Origin of the sequence: Rhodococcus sp. O3, assembly GCF_048897285.1 — a bacterium.
Classification (GTDB): Bacteria; Actinomycetota; Actinomycetes; order Mycobacteriales; family Mycobacteriaceae; genus Rhodococcus.
Map to the genome: position 1 here is coordinate 1 of NZ_JBMBTE010000049.1, position 19,227 is coordinate 19,227.

General features: G+C 69.6%; 14 protein-coding genes and 1 riboswitch. Of the genes, 5 read left to right on the forward strand and 9 right to left on the reverse strand.

The genetic code is table 11. The features are described from left to right. Window positions 1–64 precede the first annotated feature (64 nt). Genes ACN675_RS15330 through ACN675_RS15340 form a run of 3 tightly spaced genes read right to left on the reverse strand, consistent with a single transcriptional unit; the run spans window position 65 to window position 3,751 of the window. Window positions 65–553 carry a (2Fe-2S)-binding protein gene (locus ACN675_RS15330; protein WP_420751652.1) on the reverse strand — a complete coding sequence of 163 codons (489 nt, stop codon included), beginning with the start codon at window positions 551–553 and terminating at the stop codon, window positions 65–67. Next, complete coding sequence (locus ACN675_RS15335) at window positions 546–1,421, reverse strand: FAD binding domain-containing protein (protein ID WP_420751653.1); 876 nt, start codon at window positions 1,419–1,421, stop codon at window positions 546–548. The genes ACN675_RS15330 and ACN675_RS15335 overlap by 8 nt, the downstream gene beginning before the upstream one ends. Continuing rightward, a complete protein-coding gene (locus ACN675_RS15340; RefSeq protein WP_420751654.1) occupies window positions 1,418–3,751 on the reverse strand; it encodes a xanthine dehydrogenase family protein molybdopterin-binding subunit in 2,334 nt (777 codons plus the stop codon). The genes ACN675_RS15335 and ACN675_RS15340 overlap by 4 nt, the downstream gene beginning before the upstream one ends. Before the next feature lie 243 nt (window positions 3,752–3,994). Here ACN675_RS15340 and ACN675_RS15345 point away from each other — a divergent pair, with 243 nt between their 5' ends. Together ACN675_RS15345 and ACN675_RS15350 are read left to right on the forward strand one after the other, a co-directional pair. After that, the gene (locus ACN675_RS15345) at window positions 3,995–5,461 is read left to right on the forward strand and encodes an MFS transporter (protein ID WP_420751655.1); all 1,467 of its coding nucleotides are present in this window, start codon (window positions 3,995–3,997) and stop codon (window positions 5,459–5,461) included. Next, complete coding sequence (locus tag ACN675_RS15350) at window positions 5,458–6,006, forward strand: TetR family transcriptional regulator (protein WP_420751656.1); 549 nt, start codon at window positions 5,458–5,460, stop codon at window positions 6,004–6,006. Before ACN675_RS15345 ends, ACN675_RS15350 begins: the two co-directional genes overlap by 4 nt. Window positions 6,007–6,019: 13 nt before the next feature. Here the strand turns inward: ACN675_RS15350 and ACN675_RS15355 are convergent, their stop codons facing one another. The 3 genes from ACN675_RS15355 to ACN675_RS15365 are packed head-to-tail and all read right to left on the reverse strand — an operon-like array spanning window position 6,020 to window position 9,254. Continuing rightward, window positions 6,020–7,537, reverse strand: a complete 1,518-nt coding sequence (locus ACN675_RS15355) for a precorrin-2 C(20)-methyltransferase (RefSeq protein WP_420751657.1) — start codon at window positions 7,535–7,537, stop codon at window positions 6,020–6,022. Further along, window positions 7,534–8,184, reverse strand: a complete 651-nt coding sequence (locus tag ACN675_RS15360) for a precorrin-8X methylmutase (protein WP_420751658.1) — start codon at window positions 8,182–8,184, stop codon at window positions 7,534–7,536. Before ACN675_RS15360 ends, ACN675_RS15355 begins: the two co-directional genes overlap by 4 nt. Then, on the reverse strand, window positions 8,181–9,254 hold the full coding sequence (locus ACN675_RS15365; RefSeq protein WP_420751659.1) for a cobalamin biosynthesis protein CobG: 1,074 nt from the start codon (window positions 9,252–9,254) through the stop codon (window positions 8,181–8,183). Before ACN675_RS15365 ends, ACN675_RS15360 begins: the two co-directional genes overlap by 4 nt. A gap of 26 nt (window positions 9,255–9,280) precedes the next feature. Beyond that, window positions 9,281–9,485: riboswitch (cobalamin riboswitch) on the forward strand. Window positions 9,486–9,536: 51 nt separating this feature from the next. Between ACN675_RS15365 and cobN the strand changes: the two genes are divergently transcribed. Both cobN and cobF read left to right on the forward strand, forming a co-directional pair. Continuing rightward, window positions 9,537–13,157, forward strand: a complete 3,621-nt coding sequence (gene cobN / locus ACN675_RS15370) for a cobaltochelatase subunit CobN (protein ID WP_420751660.1) — start codon at window positions 9,537–9,539, stop codon at window positions 13,155–13,157. Beyond that, a complete protein-coding gene (gene cobF / locus ACN675_RS15375; RefSeq protein ID WP_420751661.1) occupies window positions 13,154–13,900 on the forward strand; it encodes a precorrin-6A synthase (deacetylating) in 747 nt (248 codons plus the stop codon). The genes cobN and cobF overlap by 4 nt, the downstream gene beginning before the upstream one ends. A 7-nt stretch (window positions 13,901–13,907) precedes the next feature. Here the strand turns inward: cobF and ACN675_RS15380 are convergent, their stop codons facing one another. After that, window positions 13,908–14,423, reverse strand: a complete 516-nt coding sequence (locus tag ACN675_RS15380) for a hypothetical protein (RefSeq protein ID WP_420751662.1) — start codon at window positions 14,421–14,423, stop codon at window positions 13,908–13,910. 238 nt (window positions 14,424–14,661) lie between these two features. Here ACN675_RS15380 and ACN675_RS15385 point away from each other — a divergent pair, with 238 nt between their 5' ends. After that, entirely contained in the window at window positions 14,662–16,539 is a 1,878-nt protein-coding gene (locus ACN675_RS15385) for an NHL repeat-containing protein (RefSeq protein ID WP_420751663.1), read from the forward strand. A 52-nt stretch (window positions 16,540–16,591) separates the two neighbouring features. On the opposite strand, the gene ACN675_RS15390 is transcribed toward ACN675_RS15385, so the two are convergent. Together ACN675_RS15390 and ACN675_RS15395 are read right to left on the reverse strand one after the other, a co-directional pair. Further along, window positions 16,592–17,662 (reverse strand): ABC transporter ATP-binding protein, encoded by a 1,071-nt coding sequence (locus ACN675_RS15390; protein ID WP_420751664.1) that lies wholly within the window; start codon window positions 17,660–17,662, stop codon window positions 16,592–16,594. After that, the gene (locus ACN675_RS15395; RefSeq protein WP_420751665.1) at window positions 17,659–19,227 is read right to left on the reverse strand and encodes an ABC transporter permease; all 1,569 of its coding nucleotides are present in this window, start codon (window positions 19,225–19,227) and stop codon (window positions 17,659–17,661) included. Before ACN675_RS15395 ends, ACN675_RS15390 begins: the two co-directional genes overlap by 4 nt.

A 19,227-nucleotide genomic window follows, 5' to 3' on the forward strand; every position in this document is an offset into this window, starting at 1 on the left:
TCGATCGAGTGAATGTACCCTTCGCTCGGAGACGGGAGGGAAGTCCAGGCCTCTGTCCTCGGCCCTACGCTCCGTCGTCGACCGCGACCCCGCCCGCGGCCGCCTTGACCGCCGCGATGATTCCTTGGTAGCCGGTGCAGCGGCAGATGTTCCCGGACAGCGCTTCCCGGATCTCGTCGTCCGTCGGGGACGGATTGTCCCGCAGAAAGGCGCTCGCGGTGACGACGAAACCCGGTGTGCAGAAGCCGCATTGGAGACCGTGATGGTCACGGAACGCGTCCTGGACCGGTGACAGCGTGCCGTCGGGTTCGGCGATCCCCTCGACGGTGGTGATCTCGGAGCCGTCGGCCTGCACCGCGAACACCAGGCACGCGCGGACCGCTTCACCGTCGAGCATCACGGTGCACGCGCCGCACACTCCGTGCTCGCATCCGAGATGTGTCCCGGTCAAACCGCAGTCGACGCGCAGGAAGTCGGCGAGGGTCAGTCGCGGAGGCACGGTGCGACGAAAGCGCGTGCCGTTGATCCGGACCTCGATGTCGACGTCAGCCATGCGTTGCCTCCTCCACGGCGCGCTGCCATGCGCGCGCCACCATTGCCGTGCCGACACGTTTGCGGTACTCGACCGGACCGTGCAGATCCTCGGAGATCGACTCGACACCGTCGAGAACGTCCCGGGCCACCGTCTCCGGATCCTGCTCTGCCGCAACCGCGCCGGTGACCGCCTGCTCGACGACGGTCGCGCGGGTCGCGGTGGGGCCCAGCCCGAACGTGGTGATCGCGCACCGTTCGATCGTGGAGTCCTCGGCGAGGGTCAACGCGACCAGCGCACCCGCGACCGCGAAATCGCCGCTACGACGGGTGAACTCCTCGATCGCGTAGCCGCTGCGAGCCGGCGCGACGGGAAACGTGATGCCGGTGATCAGTTCGTCCTCCGCGAGGTCGGTGCTCCACATGCCGGTGAAGAACTGCGACGCGGGGATCGTGCGGGTGCCGCCGGGCGACAGCGTCTCGATCTCGGCGTCGAGCGTCAGAGCCACGGCCGGATACTCGCCGGCACCGTCCGCGTGGGCGATCGACCCGCCGATCGTGCCGCGGTTGCGGATCTGGAAGTGACCGATCAGCGGGGTCGCGCGCGACAGCAGCGGCACCGCTGATCGGACCTGCTCGGAGCGGCCGACCGTGCTGTGCGTGGTGCCGGCGCCGATCCACACCGAATCGCCACGAACCCCGATGCCGCGCAAGGTGTGCACGCGGCGCAGGTCGACGAGGTGCTCGAACACGGCCAGCCGCAGGTTGAGCATCGGCATCAGGGACTGCCCGCCGGCGATGAACTTCGCCTCGTCACCGAGTTCGCTGATCAGTGTGACGGCTTCCTCGGCGGTGGCGGGCGCGTGGTAGTCGAATGCTGCCGGTTTCATGCCGTCACCGTCCGGGCCTGCTCGATCATCGACACGATGGTCGACGGGGTCAGCGGCAGTCGGGAGATCTCGACGCCGAAGGGGGAGAGGGCGTCTGCGACCGCGTTGACGACCGCGGGAGACGATCCGATCGCGCCGCCCTCGCCGACGCCCTTGTGGCCGCCGGGTCCGGGGCCCGGTGTTTCGATGTGCCCGAGTTCGATGTCGGGGACCTCCGTGGCGGTCGGCAGCAGGTAGTCCATGAACGTGGTGGTCACGGGGTTGCCGGTCTCGTCGTAGGCCAGGTGCTCGTAGAGGGCGCCGCCGATGCCCTGCACGGTGCCACCCCAGATCTGGCCCTCGACGACGTTGGGGTTGATCATCGGGCCGCAGTCCTCGCTGACGATGTAGCGCAGGAACTTCACCGCACCTGTCGCGATGTCGACCTCGACCGTGCACAGGTGCGTCGCGTTGGCCCAGATCATCATCTGCTCGGCACGGTAGCGACCGCTCGCCTCCAGCCCCGGGGGCACACCCGGCGGCAGTGTCTCGGTCTGGAAGTACGCGATGTCCGCGATCTCCTGCAGCGACAGCCCGGCTCCGGGCACGCCGCGGACGGTCGCGCGGCTCTCGGCGAGTTCGATGTCCTCCGGGGCGGCCTCCAGACGGTGCGCGGCGATCGCGAGGATGCGTTCCCGCAGCACCGACGCGGTCTCACCGACCGCGCCGGCGGTCATCGCCCCCGAACGACTGCCGCCCGTGCCGGCACCGAACGGCGTGACCGCGGTGTCGCCCTGGATGGTGTTGACGTCGGGGAGGGCGACGCCGAGCGCGTCGGCGGTCAGCTGGACGACGGTGGTTTCGATGCTGTTGCCCGACGACCCGCCCGCGACGTAGACGTTGACCTTGCCCGACGGTTCGATGCGGATGGTCGCGCCCTCGGTGCTGTGGTACGGGGTGGCACCGGCGGTCGGTTCGAGATAGGTGCAGGTGCCGACGCCGATGTAGCGGCCCCCGGCGCGGGCCTGCTCCTGTTCGCGGCGGAACGCGTCGTAGTCGAGCATGGACAGCGCCTGCTCGAACGTTTCGCGGGGGGTGACATCGCTGAACGGCATGCCGGTGGGTGCCGCGACCGGGAACTCGTCGCTGCTGTACATGTTCCGGCGCCGCAGTTCGACGGGATCGAGGCCGATGCGCCGGGCCGCGCTGTCCAGCAGCACTTCTCGTGCCATCGACTCGTACTGCCACGGCCCCCGGTAGGCGACCCGGCCGACGGTGTTGGTGTAGTGCAGTTTCAGGCTGAACGTCGCGGCGGGGACGCGGTACGGTCCGGGGAAGAGCATGCCGACGGCGGACGCGGCGGTGATCGGGGAGGGCACCGGGTAGGCGCCGACGTTCTGCACGTGGTCGAGGGTGGCGGCGAGGATCCGGCCGTCGGCGTCGAACGCCATGCGGGCCTCTCCGTGTTCCTCCCGTGCCATGCCCGCGGACATCATGTGTTCCTGCCGGTCCTCGATCCACTTGACCGCGAACGGCAACAGCGTCGCCGCGAGCATGATGCAGATGTCCTCGCGTTGCGGCGCGACCTTCTGGCCGAATCCGCCGCCGGTGTCGCGCATCAGCACGCGCACCCGGTGTTCGTCGATGCCGAGCAGTCGCGCGCAGAATCCGCGGACCTCGTGCGGTGCCTGGGTCGATGCCCAGATCGTCATCTCCCCGGTCGATTTCGTCCACTCGGCGACGATGCCGCGTGTCTCCATCGGCACCGCGATGTAGGCCTGCTGGTGGACGGTCCGGCTCACGACGTGCGGAGCCTCGTCGAAGATACGCAGCAGTTCCTCGGACGGCGGGATTGCCATGCCGCCGGCGTTGTTGCCGGGGAACTGTGCGTGGACGAGTTCGTCGTTCGTGTCGGCGGTCGTGTAGTCGACGACGGGGGTCAGCGCGTCGTAGTCGACGGCGACGAGTTCGGCGGCGTCCTCGGCGATGTAGCGGTCGCGCGCGATGACGAGCGCGACCGGGTCGCCGACGAACCGGACCTCGTCCTCGGCGAGCGGCGGCCAGTTCAGGCTCGGCATGAACGGACCGTCGAGCGCGTACTTCTGCTCGTGGACGCGCGGGTTCAGGTCGGACGCGACGAACACCGCGTGCACGCCGTCGAGTGCCTCGGCTTCCCTGGTGTCGATCGAGAGGATTCTGCCGCGGGGAATCGGGCTGCGGACGAAGCACGCGTGGAACATGCCCGGGCGGGTCACGTCGTCGACGAACAACCCGGCTCCGGTGAGCAGCCGCGGGTCCTCGATACGGGGAACGCGGGCACCGACGTAGCAGGACGGAACTGTGGGGGTCACGCTCACTCGTCACCTCGGACTTCGCACGAAACAAAGGACGCTGCACGGTCGAGATCGCTGTGTGCTGAGCACTTGTTTAGCACCGGCTCGAATGAGATGTCAATCACATTCTCCTGATTGGAGAGTGGGAATTGCCATGTCGGACCCGACTTGGACCGGGGGCGCTCTTGACGGCAAGGGGTGAACGACGTTCACTAAGCCGCGGTGAACATCGTTCACCCCTTGTGAGCGATGGAGAAGACCGTGACCCCAGATCACCCGAGCCCTTCGGAGGGCACCCCCGCGCCGGTACGGTCCGGTACCGCCGTCACAGCCCTGCTCAGCCTCGCCGGGCTCGTCGTCGCCCTGCAGACGACCCTTGTCGTCCCGTTGCTGCCGAACCTGCCGGGCATCCTGGACGTCAGCGACGGCGACGCCACCTGGCTCGTCACGATCACGCTGCTGACCGGCGCGGTCGCGACGCCCATCGTCTCGCGCACGGCCGATATGTACGGCAAGCGCCGGATGATGATCCTGTCCCTGTCGATGATGGTGCTCGGCTCCCTGATCGCCGCCTTCGGCGGCACCTACGTCGCTGTTCTCGTCGGCCGTGGCTTCCAGGGTTTCTCCTCCGCGCTGATCCCGGTCGCGATGGCCGTCCTGCGCGACGTGCTCCCACGCGAGAAGGTGGCTGCCGCCGTCGCCCTGGTCAGCGCCACGATGGGCATCGGCGGCGCACTCGGTCTGCCGGTCGCGGGCCTGCTGTTCGACCGCATGGGCTGGGCCTCGGTGTTCTGGGTCTCCGCCGCCGCGGGCGCACTGCTGCTGACCGGCATCCTGATCTTCGTTCCGGCCGGCGTCACCGGCACGCGCGGCCGCTTCGACGTCGTCGGCGCGGTCCTGCTCTCGCTCGCGCTCGTCGCGCTGCTGCTCGGCATCTCCAAGGGACCGGCGTGGGGCTGGACCAGTCCGCGCATCCTGCTGAGCCTCGCGGCCGCTGTCGTCGTGCTCGCCGTGTGGGTTCCCTACGAACTGCGCGCGAAGGCACCGATGGTCGATCTGCGGGTCTCGACGTATCGCCCGGTACTGCTCACGAACATCGCGGGCCTGTTCGTCTCGTTCGCCGCGTACGCCAACACCCTGGCGACCACTCAGCAACTGCAGCTCCCCGACGCCACCGGATTCGGCTTCGGGCTCAGCGCCGCGACCGCGGGCCTGTGTATGGTGCCCGGCGGTATCGCCATGATGATCTTCTCGCCCGCCTCGGCCCGGATCACCCAACGCTTCGGTGCCCGCACGACCCTCGTCGCATCGACCGTCCTGATGACCTTCGCCTACGCCTTCCGCATGACCTTCGACGACACCGTCGTGCTCATCATCGTGGGCAGTGTCCTGGGGAGTATCGGCAACGCGGTGGCATTCGCGACCATGCCGACGCTCATCATGAGTTCGGTGCCGCTGAGCGAAACCGCCGCTGCCAACGGCGTCAACGGGCTTCTGCGAACCATCGGCTCGTCGGGCATGAGCGCCGTCGTCGCCGCGCTGCTGACCGCGATCACCATCGACGCCGCGGGACAGACCCTGCCCGGGCGCGGTGCGTTCGTCGCGACGTTCGCCGTCGCCGCCGCCGCGACCCTGTTGGCTACCCTGGCCGGTGTGTTCCTTCCGAAAACTGCTCGTGCCCGCGCAGAACAGGTGTCCACCCCGGAATCCGTCCGGGCAGCGTCGTGACCGACCGGACGACGCGCGACGTCATCCTCGACGTCGCGCGGCAATTGTTCACCGAACGCGGATTCACCTCGACGACGATCCGCGACATCGCCGAACGCGCCGGTGTCTCACCGGCATTGGTGATGAAGCTGACCGGCAGCAAGGCCCAGCTCTTCGAGGCCGCGGTCCCCGACGCACCGAACGTCGGCGAACCCGACCAGTCCGCCGAGCCGCTCGGCTACCGAATGGCCCGGGCGCTCGTCGAACGCCGCGATTCCGGCGACTTCGAATTCTGGGCGATGGCGCCGTTCCTGCTGCAGGAAGCACCCGACCGGGAGGAGGCACGCGCGAAGATGGCGGCGCGGTTCGTGCCGCGCATCGCGACCGTGATCGGTGAGGACACCCCGGAGAAAGTACGCGCACGGCTCGTCGTCACGTTGCTCCTCGGGCTGGCCAGCGGGCTGCGGACCTTCGAACTCGTCACCCCCGACGTCATCGAGAGCCGTCGGCTGATCGACACCTACGGCGCGCTCATCCAGGCGGTCATCGACGACCCGGCGCTCTGACCTCTCCGGGCGCTCACCGCACGGACCGGGCCGTCCACACGGCACCGGATGGAGTCACCGAAGTACCTGCGGCGCCGACGATCACGAGGCACTTCATGTCGATCGACGCCGGATCCAGCTTCTCGAGCGTGGTGACCTCGAGCGACTCCCCGGGCCGGCCCACGTCCCGGCCGACGACGACCACGGTGTCGTCCGGGCGGTGACGCAGCAGCACCGCCTTGGCGTCGGCGACCTGTGTCGTGCGCGACCGCGACGCCGGGTTGTAGATGCCGAGGACCAGATCCGCCTGCGCGACTGCGACGAGGCGATTCTCGATGACGGGCCACGGTTTGAGCCGGTCGGACAGGCTCATCACCGCGAAGTCGCCACCGATGGGGGCGCCGGCGCGCGCGGCGACGGCCTGGATCGCGGATACTCCGGGCAGCACCCGGACCGGAACCTCCGCGTAGCGGTCGTCCTGCGCGGCCTCGAACACCGCCGACGCCATGCCGAACACGCCCGCGTCGCCACCGGACACGACCGCCACCTTCTCACCCGTCAGCGCCAGCTCGAGAGCGAAGCGCGCGCGGTCCACCTCGACGGTGTTACCGCTCGAATGACGTTGCAGCCCCGGACGAACCGGTACCCGATCCACATACGGTCCGTACCCGACGACGTGATCCACGTCGGCCAGTGCCGCCGACGCCTCCGGCGTCAGCCACCGCGCGTCGGCGGGACCCAGCCCGATCACCAGCAACTCCTGCACCGCAGACGGTTCAGGCTTCGGCGCGATCTCCGGCCGGGAGCGGTCTGCGGTTTCACGATTGCGCGGCGCCCGGTCGCCGGGCGCCAGGATCACCGAGAAATACGGCACGGCATCGGCATCCACCTCTGCAACCGGTGCGATGCGCTGGCCGCCCATCGATGCGCGTTCGACGTAGACGGCGTCGTCGAGCCGGCCGGCCTGGGTGAGGGCGTTGCGTACGGCGGGAAAGGTCCGGCCCAGCTTCATGATCACGGCACCGTCCGTGTCGGCGAGGCGCCGCGCCAGTTCCGGTTCGGGCAGGGTGCCGGGCAGGACCGTGAGCACGTCGGTGCGTCGTACGAGCGGTTCCGCGGCTGCCGAAGCTGCGGCGGAGAACGACGTCACGCCCGGAATCACCTCGGCGGCAAACCGATCCGAGAGCCGGTCGTGCAGGTACATGTAGGAGCCGTAGAACAACGGATCGCCCTCGCAGAGCACGACGACGGTCCGGCCGGCTTCCAGATGCGCCGCGAGCCGTCCGGCGCAGTCGTCGTAGAAGTCGGCGATGGCTCCGTCGTACCCGCCGGGATGGTCGGTGGTGCCGGTCGTCACCGGATACACCAGCGGTTCCTCGAGTGCGCCGTCCGGGATGAGTTCGGCCGCAATGGATCGCGCGATGGACCGGCCGTGGGTGCCGGAGTGGTACGCGATGACGTCGGCCTCGCCGATCAGCCTCGCCGCTTTGCGGGTGATCAGTTCGGGATCGCCGGGGCCGAGACCCACGCCGTAGAGTCGTCCGGTGCTCATTCCTTCTCCTGCGCCAGTGCATTGAGTGCGGACGACGCCATCGCCGACCCGCCACGTCGTCCCCGGACCGCAAGGAACGGGATCTGCAGTTCGTGTTCGATCAGGGCTTCCTTCGATTCCGCGGCACCGATGAAGCCGACCGGCACACCGACGATGGCGGCCGGCCGCGGGGCGCCCGCGTCGAGCATCTCCAGCAGGTGGAACAGGGCGGTGGGCGCGTTGCCGATCGCGACGACCGCGTTCCCGAGATGCTCGGCCCACAGCGACACCGCTGCCGCGGACCGGGTCGTGCCCCATCGTTCGGCGAGGTCCGGCACCCGAGGATCGGCGAGCAGGCACAGCACCGGGTTGTCCGCCGGCAACCGCTTGCGGGTCACTCCGGAGGCGACCATGTTCGCGTCGGTGAGGATCGGGGCACCGGACTTCAGCGCGTTCCGTGCCGCCCCGACCAGTCCGGGATGGATGACCAGATCGCGGGTCAGGTCGGTCTGGCCGCTCGCGTGGATCATCCGGACCGCGATCTTCTCCGCGTCGGCCGGGATCCCCGACAGGTCGGACTCGGCGCGGATCGTCGCGAACGAGCGGACGTAGATCTCGGCGCCGTCGGTTTCGTATTCGTACCGGCGGGGTGGGGGTGTCTCGATCACATGGAACTCCTGGCGACGACGAGGGTATGGGGAAAATATGGTGCGCCGCAGGCACGTTCGCATCCGACGATGTGGACGTGCCGGGAAGGGGCCGGGCCTGCGACGGTTCGTCGGGCCGCTTCTCGCGTATCGCTGCGGGCGAGACTACACCCGGGTGCGCCGGTGCACGCGGACACCCGAGACCACGGCGAATCCTCGGCAGCATCGAATCCCGCAACCGTGAGCGCCTCCACGTCGGTGTCGGCGGGAAGGACGAGTCCGCGCCAGGGCGTGACGATCACACCGCTGTCGGGAAGTGCCGCGACCATCGACGGCGTCAGGATGCCCAGGGGCACCCGGACGGACACCGCGCCGTCGAGGACCCCGTACGGCATTCGGTACGGATCCGGGCCGGGGAGCGGTACGGTACCACCCAGTTCGCGGCCCTCACCGGGCAGTTGCCGCACGTTCCAGCGGGTTTCACGGATCGCGACGAACCTCAGCGCGGCGTCGACCAGTGCCTGGACCGCGTCCGCGATCGGGACGACCGGTCCTCTCAGGGCACCGATCCCGATCCGCATCCGTTCCGGATCGAGTGCCCTGGCGGACAGGTCGCACCGGAGACCGGTGACGTCGCCGCGGCCGTCGTCGACACCGAACAGGAACCGTCCCGGCAGGTCGGCGAGGGCCGGTTCGCCGCACAGCGCAGCGTCGAGTGCGCCGACGAGGGGACGTACATCCGCGGACCCTCCAATGAGTCCCGAGAGGGGGGACGCGACGATGTTGCGGACCCGTTCGTGGGTCGCCGACGGGAGAAACCCGGCCTTCGCGACCGATTCGATCAAGCCGTCGGGGACGCCGCCGCGCTCGTCGACGACGACACCTCTGACCTGCAGGTTTCCGCGCGAGGTGAGGTGTACGTCGCCGTCCGCGAGTTCGCGCGAGGCCGCCGCGAGAAGCCGCAGGCCACCGTCGGGAAGACGCCCGCCCGGGGCGCGAACACGCACCAGTGCGCCGTCCGCGGCGAGGTGCGGCCGCAGCAGGCCGGGGCAGCGATCCGGAGGGAGATGGTCGGCCGAATGGTCCGTCATGGGCGCACATGGTTGCACACCTGCCGAAATCGTGCGCTAGGCTCGGCGTGCCGTGGTGCTCGGGAAGCCGGTGGGAAACCGGCGCGGCCCTCGCCACTGTGAGCGGGTAGTTGTTCGCCCTCGTCCGTGCCGGTTCGCCGGTGCGGAGACCACTGGAGTCACCTCCGGGAAGGTCGGCCGAACAGCGTCGATCCGTCAGCCAGGAGACCGGCCACGGCACGCGAGGTCCACGAGGGTTTGGAGACTGAACATGGCTGTATTCGTGCTGTTCCGGGGCGCGCAGTGTCGCGCCTGACGTTGCTGTCGACGTCCGACACCGACCTGCTGTCGGCGCGGGCCGGCGGCGCGGACTGGGTGGTCGGCAATCCGTCCCGCCTGGACCTCACCGGCGATGCTCCGGCCGCGCTGCCCGCGCTGCTGGAGGGCTCCGACCTGGTGGTCGTGCGGATCCTCGGGTCTGCGCGCTCCTGGCAGGACGGGCTCGACCGTGTTCTCGCACAAGGGGTCCCGGTCGTCGTCCTGGGTGGGGAGCAAACCCCCGACGGTGAACTGATGGGTTACTCGACCGTGCCGATCGGGATCGCGGCCGAAGCACACCGCTATCTGGCCTACGGCGGACCTGCGAATCTGGCCCAGTTGCATGCATTCTTGTCGGACACCGTGCTTCTCGGCGGCGACGGTTTCGAAGCCCCCGCGGCGCTGCCCGAATGGGGTGTCGCGGAACGTCCCGCGCCTGCGACCGGCGGCTTGCCGAGGGTGGGGGTGCTGTTCTACCGCGCCCATCACACCAGCGGAAACGTCCGATTCGCACACGATCTCGCGGATGCGATCGACGCGACCGGCCGAGCGCAGGCCGTGGTGATCCACTGCGCCTCGCTGCGCGGTGCACCCGACGATCTGCTCGCCGAACTCGGCAGCCTCGACGCGCTGGTGGTGACGGTGCTCGCCGCCGGCGGCACCCGGCCGGCGACCGTCGGCGCGGGCGGGGACGACGAGGCGTGGGACGTCGCGGCACTGGCCGCGCTGGATATCCCGATCCTGCAGGCGCTGTGCCTGACCTGGAGTCGCGACAACTGGGCCGACTCGGACGACGGTGTCTCCCCGCTGGATTCGGCCACCCAGATCGCGGTTCCCGAGTTCGACGGCCGGATCATCACGGTACCGTTCTCGTTCAAGGAATTCGACGCCGACGGCCTGCCGCGGTACGTCACCGACCCCGAACGTTGCGCCAGGGTCGCGGGAATCGCGGTCGCCCACGCGCGACTGCGGTACGTGCCGCCCGCGGAGCGCCGCATCGCGATCATGCTCTCCGCCTATCCGACGAAACATTCACGCGTGGGAAACGCGGTGGGTCTGGACACGCCGGTCTCGGCGATCCGTCTGCTCCGGGCGATGCGCGAGCAGGGCTACGACCTGGGTGAGGGCTTTCCCGGCATGGATCTCGCGGACGATACCGAAGCCGGGAATGCCCTGATCCACGCGCTCATCGACGCCGGCGGTCAGGACGAGGAATGGCTCACGGCCGACCAGCTGTCCGGTAATCCGGTGCGCGTCACCGCGGATCGGTATCGCGAGTGGACGAAGGACCTGCCCGCGGAATTGGCCGACGCGATGACCGAGGCGTGGGGCGAGGCGCCCGGGTCGTTGTTCGTCGACGGGGAAGGCGACGACAAGGCCATCGTCCTCGCGACCCTGCGGGCCGGCAACGTGGTGCTGATGATTCAGCCGCCTCGCGGATTCGGGGAGAACCCGGTCGCGATCTACCACGATCCGGACATGGCGCCGTCCCACCACTACCTGGCCGCATACCGTTGGGTGGAGCGCGGATTCGAGGCCGACGCGGTCGTGCACCTCGGTAAGCACGGTTCGATGGAGTGGCTGCCCGGAAAGAACGCGGGGCTGTCGGCGGCGTGCGCGACGGACGCCGCGATCGGCAACCTGCCGCTGATCTATCCGTTCCTCGTCAACGACCCCGGCGAGGGCGCGCAAGCCAAGCGGCGCGCGCACGCGACAATCGTCGACCACCTGATCCCGCCGATGGCGCGCGCCGAATCCTACGGCGACATCGCACGTCTGGAGCAGTTGCTCGACGAGTACTCGAACATCGCGGCGATGGATCCGGCGAAACTCCCGGCGATCCGGGCCCAGATCTGGACGCTGATCCAGGCCGCGAAACTCGACCACGATCTCGGTCTGGACGGCCGGCCGCACGACACCGAGTTCGACGACTTCCTGCTGCACGTGGACGGGTGGCTGTGCGAGGTCAAGGACGCCCAGATCCGCGACGGACTGCACGTGCTCGGCGGTGCCCCCGTGGGCGAGGCGCGGATGAATCTGGTGCTGTCGATTCTGCGGGCCGCCCAGGTGTGGGGCGGAAAATCGCACGCTGTGCCGGGTCTGCGCGCCGCGCTGGGTCTGAAACCCGATGCGCCGCTGACCGAGGTCGACGCCGTCGAGGCGCAGGCCCGGATGCTCGTCCAGGCGATGGAGGACGGCGGGTGGAACCCCGAAACCACCTCGTCCACCGTGGAATCCGTGCTCGGGCACACCGATGCCGAGGTCGCTCGGGTACTCACCTTCGCCGCCGAGCAGGTCGTGCCGCGGCTCGCGAAGACCACGGGTGAGCTCGATGCCGTGCTCCACGCCCTCGACGGTGGCTACGTCCCCGCCGGGCCGTCCGGCTCACCGCTGCGTGGTCTGGTGAACGTGCTGCCGACGGGACGCAACTTCTACACCGTCGACCCGAAGGCCGTGCCGAGCCGCCTCGCCTACGACACCGGTGTCGCTCTCGCGAGCGCGCTGGTCGAACGCTATCTCGCGGATACCGGGAGCTACCCGCGGTCGGTGGGACTGTCGGTGTGGGGAACCTCCGCGATGCGCACCTCGGGCGACGACATCGCCGAGGTCCTGGCCCTGATCGGTGTCCGGCCGGAGTGGGATGCCGAATCCCGCCGCGTGCGCGAGCTGACCGTCGTTCCGCTCGCCGAACTCGGCCGTCCGCGCATCGACGTCACCGTCCGCATCTCCGGGTTCTTCCGCGACGCCTTCCCGCATGTGATCGGGATGCTCGACGACGCGATCCGCACGGTCGCAGCACTCGACGAGCCCGATGACCTGAACTATGTTCGCGCCCATGCCAAGCGGGACGAGTCGGAGCACGGCGACCCGGACCGCGCGGTTCGGCGGATCTTCGGGTCGAAACCCGGCTCCTACGGTGCGGGCATCCTGCAGCTCGTCGACTCCGGAAACTGGCGTACCGACGAGGACCTTGCCGAGGTGTACACCGCGTGGGGCGGATTCGCGTACGGCCGGAACGTGCACGGCGAGCCCGCCGCCGAGGACATGCGCGCCAACTACCGGCGCATCGCGGTCGCGGCGAAGAACACCGACACCCGCGAACACGACATCGCCGACTCGGACGACTACTTCCAGTACCACGGCGGCATGGTCGCGACCGTGCGTGCGTTGACCGGTAGCGACCCCAAGGCATACATCGGTGATTCGACGACGCCGGACGCCGTGCGCACCCGGTCGCTGTCGGAGGAGACGGCACGGGTGTTCCGGGCGCGCGTGGTCAATCCGCGGTGGCTCGCGGCGATGCGCCGGCACGGCTACAAGGGCGCGTTCGAGTTGGCGGCGACCGTCGACTACCTCTACGGGTACGACGCGACCGCCGGGGTCGTCGCCGACTGGATGTACGAGACCCTGGCGCAGACCTATGCCCTCGACCCGGAGAATCAGCAGTTCCTGCGCGAGGCGAACCCGTGGGCACTGCGGGGAATCGTCGAACGGCTCACCGAGGCGGCCGATCGCGGGCTGTGGGCCGAGCCGGACCCGTCGACGATGCAGGCGCTGCAGCAGGCCTACCTCGACGTCGAGGGCGACCTCGAGGACCGCGGATGAGGGTGCGCCTCATCGGGATCGGCCCCGGAGGACCCGACGATCTGACGGTCGCGGCGGTGCACGCGCTCAACGAGGTGGACGTGTTCCTCGTCGCGGACAAGCGACGCGGCGTGGACGATCTGGTGTCGGTGCGCGAGGAGATCTGCCGACGGCACATCACCGGCGACCACCGGATCGTCGTCGTTCCGGACCCACCCCGCGATCGGGCACCGGAACGGTACGGCGACGAGGTGCGGGACTGGCATGCCGCCCGCGCGGAGGTCTACGAGACGGTACTCCGCGAACGGGTACGCGACGGCGAGACGGCCGGGTTCCTCGTCTGGGGCGATCCGAGCCTGTACGACAGCACGATTCGCGTGGTCGAACGGATCCGCGACCGTGGTGTCGTCGACCTCGACTACGACGTGATCCCCGGCGTCAGCAGCGTGCAGATGCTCGCCGCGCGGCATCGATTGGTGCTCAACAGGATCGGTGGTCCGGTCACGATCACGACCGGTCGCCGCCTGGCACGCGACGTCGCGGCGGGCGGCGACAACCTCGTCGTCATGCTCGACGGCGACCTCACGTGCACGGAACTTCCTGGGGAATGGGATATCTGGTGGGGCGCGAACCTCGGTACGTCCGACGAGGAACTCGTCGCGGGACGTCTGTCCGAAGTCCGCGCATGTATCGAGGCCGCGCGGTCGCGGTCGAAGGCCGCGCGTGGCTGGGTGATGGACACCTACCTGCTGCGGCGAGCCTGACCCGAATCTATCGCTGCGCGAACAGGACCGCCGGGCGAGATCCGGTATCGGTGGGCGACTTGCTCAGCACGACGGGCAGCCACTGCGAGGTGAGCGCGACCATCGCGAGCCAGGCCAGCATCATCCCGAACGACGGCGAATGCGGCGCCGACGTTTCCATCCCGTTCTGCGACCAGTATCCGAACAGACCGAACAGCGAGGACAGGCCCGAACCGAGCATCGCGGCCGCCGCCAGGCGCCACCGGCGCAGGCACAGTGCCGCGCTCGAGATCCCGACCCCGAACACGGTCGCCAGGGTCACGAACAGACGCATCGGCACCGTCACCGGCGCGTCCGCACCGAACCAGCCGGCGAGCACGGTCCACGACGCCGCGCTCTCGGTCTGGGGCAGGAGCAACGCGACGACCAGCACGAGCGCGCATCCGGCGAGCACCCACTGCCGGCGACCGGCACGGAATTCACCGGCGACCTTCTTCTCGATGCGGGCGAACTCGCTGCGGTAGGCGGACAGGTCGTCGCTCACCGGTATTCCTCCTCGCTCAGGGCACAAGGTCCCCAGTATGCCCCGACGCCCCTTGTGAGGGGTTCGTCGGGTCGGGCGGACAGAATGTCGGTCGCCGTCGATCGCGAGCACGGGGCGCCGAATTCTGCACGCGAGCGATGTCGGTTGTGTCACGATTGCACCACTCAGACACCCCGACAGGAACTTTCCCATGAGTGGTTCGAGTGGTTTCAGGCGTCAGTGCGCAATCCTCGTCACGGTGGTCGTGGCGACCCTCTGGTCCGTGGTGGCGGCGACCCCCGCCTCCGCTGCCGACGGCACGCTGCGCGGGCGGGTGCTCACGGCCGGCGCGCCGCTCGCCGGCTACGACGTCACCCTGTTCGCCTCGGGCGTCCCCGCACCCCTCGGCACCGCGCGGTCCGGTCCGGACGGCGCCTTCACGATCGACTACACCGCGCCCGCGGGCACACCGGTGGTGTACGCGGTCGCCACGAACCCGGGGGATCGCCGCGTGACGCTGGCGAGCGTGCTCGGAGCGGGCGGGATCGGGGCGGGCGGGCTCTCCGCTGACGTCGTGATCAACGAGCGGACGACGGTGGCCGCCGGATTCGGGCTCGCCCAGTTCACGGACGGCGGACGCATCGAAGGTAGTGCGCCGGGCCTGCCGAACGCCGCGGGCATGGCGCGCAACCTCGCCGATCCCGTCAGCGGGGAGGTCGGTGCAGTGCTCGCGACCTCGCCCAACGGCCCGGACACCGAAACCTTGGGCACCTTCGGATCTCTCGCCGACATGATCGCCAATTGCATTGCGGTCCCGGTGGTGTGCGATCAACTGCTGAACCTGGCGGGTGTGCCCGGGCGGGGAGCGGCCGCAGACACCTGGCAGGCGATGGTGAACACCGCCCGCCACCCGTGGCAGAGCGTGATCGAGCTGTTCGCGCTGTCGAAGGCCGGCCCGTCGCCCTACGGCCCGGACCGGGTGCTGCCGCCGAGCGCGTGGACGCTCGCGTTGCGGTTCGTCGGTGACGGACACTCCCTCGACGGTCCCGGCAACATGGCCGTCGACGACGACGGCAACATCTGGGTGACGAACAACTACGAGTACTCTCCCGGCACCGAGGTCGCGGTGTGCGGCGCGAACAACCTCATGAAGCTGACTCCGACCGGACAGTACTTCCCCGGTTCGCCCTATACCGGCGGTGGGCTCAGCGGTGCCGGGTTCGGCATCGACATCGACGACGACGGAAACGTGTGGGTCGCGAACTTCGGTTTCGCAGCGCCGGTTCCGGACTGTCCCGAACAGGATCAGCCGCCGCACAACAGCGTGTCGCTGTTCTCGTCCGACGGCGTCGCGCTCTCGCCCGACGAGGGCTTCACGCAGGGCGGGATCAGCTGGCCGCAGGGCACCCTCGTCCACGGCAGCGGCGACGTGTGGTTCGCGAACTGCGGCAACGACAGTGTGACCGTCTACCCCGGCGGGGATCCCGGTTCGGCGCGGCAGCTCACCGACCTCGGGGTCACCAAACCGTTCGGCCTCGCCGAGGGCACCGACGGCACGGTCTTCGTCACGGGGAACGGGAGCGATACGGTCGCCGTGCTCGGACCCGACGGCACCCCGATCGCGCCGCCCGTTGCCGGGGGAGGCCTGGACAAACCGCTCGGGGTCGCGACCGACAGCGCCGGGACCGCCTGGGTCTCGAACTCGCGCACGGTCGGCATCCCGTGCCCGGACCCGGCTCTGACACCCGAACTGAACGGGACGCTGACCAGGATCGGGGCGCGCGGCGAACTGCTCACCCCGGCACCGCTCACCGGTGGCGGTCTGCGCGCACCGTGGGGCGTCGCCGTCGACGGCAACGACAACGTGTGGGTCGCGAACTTCGGTGGGCAAGCGGTGTCCCAGTTCTGCGGTGTGCGGGTCGTGGGCTGCCGGCCCGGCACGACCACCGGTGCACCCATCTCGCCGGACGGCACCGGCTACGGGTTCGACGGACTGACCCGCAACACCGGCATCGTGGTCGATCAGGCCGGCAACGTGTGGGTGGCCAACAACTGGAAGCAGATCCCGATCCAGACCAACCCCGGTGGCTACGAGATGGTGGCGCTCGTCGGCGCCGCAGCCCCCGTCCGCCCCTGACCCGTGCACGGTTTCGGTAGCGGCCGCTACCGAAACCGTGCACGAGGGCGGGCTAACGGGGCAGCACCACCGCCTCCCCGAGAACGTGCAGGCTCACGTGCGCGCCGATGCCGGGAGCGATGACACTGGTCTGACGTACTGCGAGCACGCCGTGCGGGGCCTCGGAGGTGTAGCGGGACCGGGTGTCCGGTGTCGGTGTCAAACGGATCTGCAGCATCGAATCGTGGCCCAGGAACTCGCGTTCCAGCACGACGGCGTTGGCGCTGCCGTTCGCGGGGGTCGCCACGATCTGCTCGGGGCGCAGCAGGACCCGAACCTCGCCCTCGGGGGAGTCGGCCGGTACCGGCACCGCGCCGAGCGGGCAGTCCGCGATGCCCGCCGTGCTGATCCGGCCGGGCAGGATCACCACGTCCCCGAGGAAGTTCGCGGTGAACAGGTCCGTCGGCCGGGTGTACACGTCCTGCGGTGCCCCCACCTGGGTGAGCCGTCCCTGTTTCATCACCGCGACCTGATCGGCGAACGACAGCGCCTCCTCCTGGTCGTGGGTGACCAGGACCGTCGTCACCCCGGCCTCGCGGAGAAGCTTCGCGACCGACCGGCGCATGCCGGCGCGCAGCGAGGCGTCGAGCGCGGTGAACGGTTCGTCGAGCAACATCAGCTTCGGCCGGCGTGCCAGTGCGCGGGCCAGAGCCACACGTTGCTGCTGCCCGCCGGACAGCTCGTCGGGCCGCCGATCCGCGAAATCCGGGTCCAGCGACACGATTTCCATCAGTTCCCGCACCCGATTCCGCGAACGGCGCTCGCGCCACGGCAAACCGAACAGGATGTTGCGTCCCACGGTCAGGTGCGGGAACAACGCGCCGTCCTGCGCGACGTATCCGATGTCGCGCCGGTGCGCGGGCACGAACCGGGTGCCGTCGACAACGACCGTCCCGCCGACGCGGACGCTGCCGCCGCCGGGATGTTCGAAGCCGGCGATGATCCGCAGCAGGGTCGTCTTTCCGCATCCGGACGATCCGACGACGGCCGTGGTGCTTCCCGCTGCGACGGTGAGATCCACGCCGTGCAGCACTTCGACCGCGCCGAACGACTTGCGTACCGCGTCGACGACGAGACCGCTCATATCCCTGCAGCTTTCTGTGATTGCCGGAACAACAGATAGGTGACCGGCAGTGACACGATCACCATGATCGCCGCGTAGGGCGCGGCCCCGGCATAGTCGAGTTCGCTGCTCGCCGACCAGAACCGGGTCGCGAGCGTTGCGGTTCCGGTGGGGGAGAGCATCAGCGTCGCGGTCAGTTCGGTGGAGACCGCGATGAACACCAGTGCCATCCCCGCGGCGACCGCGGGGGCGGTGAGGCGGAGGGTGACCCGGCGGAACGCGGAAACCGGACGGACGCCGAGGGACCGGGCGGCTTCCTCGAGCTCGACGGGAGCCTGGGCCAGCCCGGCGCGCACGTTCACCAGTGCGCGGGGCACGAACATCAGCACGTAGGCGACGATCACCATCGTCGTCGTCTGATACAGCCCGGGCAGATACGTCAGGCCGACGGTGATCAGGGCGAGCGCCACCACGATCCCGGGCAGCGAGCTCGTGACGTAGTTGCAGCCCTCCGCGACCTTCGCGAACCGGCCGGGGAACCGCACCGCGATCCACGCGACAGGGAAGGCCAGCACCGTCGTCGCGACCGCGGCCACCACCCCGTAGCCGAGCGTCTGTAGCAGGGCGCGTTGCAGCTCGGCACCGTCCCACGCGGCGGTGCCGCCGCGCACCAGCCAGCGCACGATCACGTACAGCGGCACTCCGATCGCTGCGGCGAGCAGTGCGGTGAGACACGCCAGGGCGGGAAACTGCGCCCATCCCAGCGGTGTGGGAGTCGCGGTGCGCCCGGTGCCGGAGCCGAGGCGCGCGTACCGCGCCCGGCCCCGCGCGAGCGCTTCGAGCACCAGCACCGCCAGGCAACACAGCACCAGCACCCCGGCGAGCATCGTGCCGGCCGTGCCGTCGAACGTCGCCTGGAACTGTTCGTAGATCGCGGTGGTGAAGGTGTCGAACCGGATCATCGAGAACGCACCGAACTCGGCGAGCAGATGCAGCGCCACCAACAGCGAGCCGCCGAGAATCGCGAGCCGCAGCTGTGGCAGCACCACCCGGACGAAGACCGCCCACGGTCCGCAGCCCAATGCCCGCGCCGACTCCTCGATCTCGGCGTCGAGGCGGCGCAGCGTGGCGAGCACCGGGAGGTACACGAGCGGGAAGTACGCCAGCGTGGTGATCAGGACACCGGCGAACAGCCCGTGCAGCGACGGAACGACGGTGACCCACGCATAGCTGTCGACGAACGCGGGGATCGCCAGCGGCGCCACGAGGATGGGCGCCCACCAGCGGGCACCCACGAGGGTCGTGCGGGCAACCAACCAGGCGGCGGCCACGCCGATCGCGGCGCACAGCGGCACGGTGATCAGCACCAGGAGGCCGGTGTCGACGAGCAGCTCCCCGACACGGGGCCGGAAGACGAGTATCCGGATGCTGTCCCACCCGGATTCGACGACACCGGTGACGACGAATCCGAGCGGGATCAGCGAGGCCACGACCATCAGTGCCGCGGGGACTGCCACGGCGACGGGGGGACGTGATCGGGTGGTACCGCCCGCCGGGATCCGGGCGAGCGTGGACGTGACGGACAT

Bases quoted from the DNA above. Each gene is read 5' to 3' on its own strand.
- ACN675_RS15365 (WP_420751659.1), bottom strand. From the start codon at position 9,254: ATGACGGACCATTCGGCCGACCATCTCCCTCCGGATCGCTGCCCCGGC.
- ACN675_RS15395 (WP_420751665.1), bottom strand. From the start codon at position 19,227: ATGTCCGTCACGTCCACGCTCGCCCGGATCCCGGCGGGCGGTACCACC.
- cobF (WP_420751661.1), top strand. From the start codon at position 13,154: ATGAGGGTGCGCCTCATCGGGATCGGCCCCGGAGGACCCGACGATCTG.
- ACN675_RS15330 (WP_420751652.1), bottom strand. From the start codon at position 553: ATGGCTGACGTCGACATCGAGGTCCGGATCAACGGCACGCGCTTTCGT.
- ACN675_RS15355 (WP_420751657.1), bottom strand. From the start codon at position 7,537: ATGAGCACCGGACGACTCTACGGCGTGGGTCTCGGCCCCGGCGATCCC.
- ACN675_RS15335 (WP_420751653.1), bottom strand. From the start codon at position 1,421: ATGAAACCGGCAGCATTCGACTACCACGCGCCCGCCACCGCCGAGGAA.
- ACN675_RS15390 (WP_420751664.1), bottom strand. From the start codon at position 17,662: ATGAGCGGTCTCGTCGTCGACGCGGTACGCAAGTCGTTCGGCGCGGTC.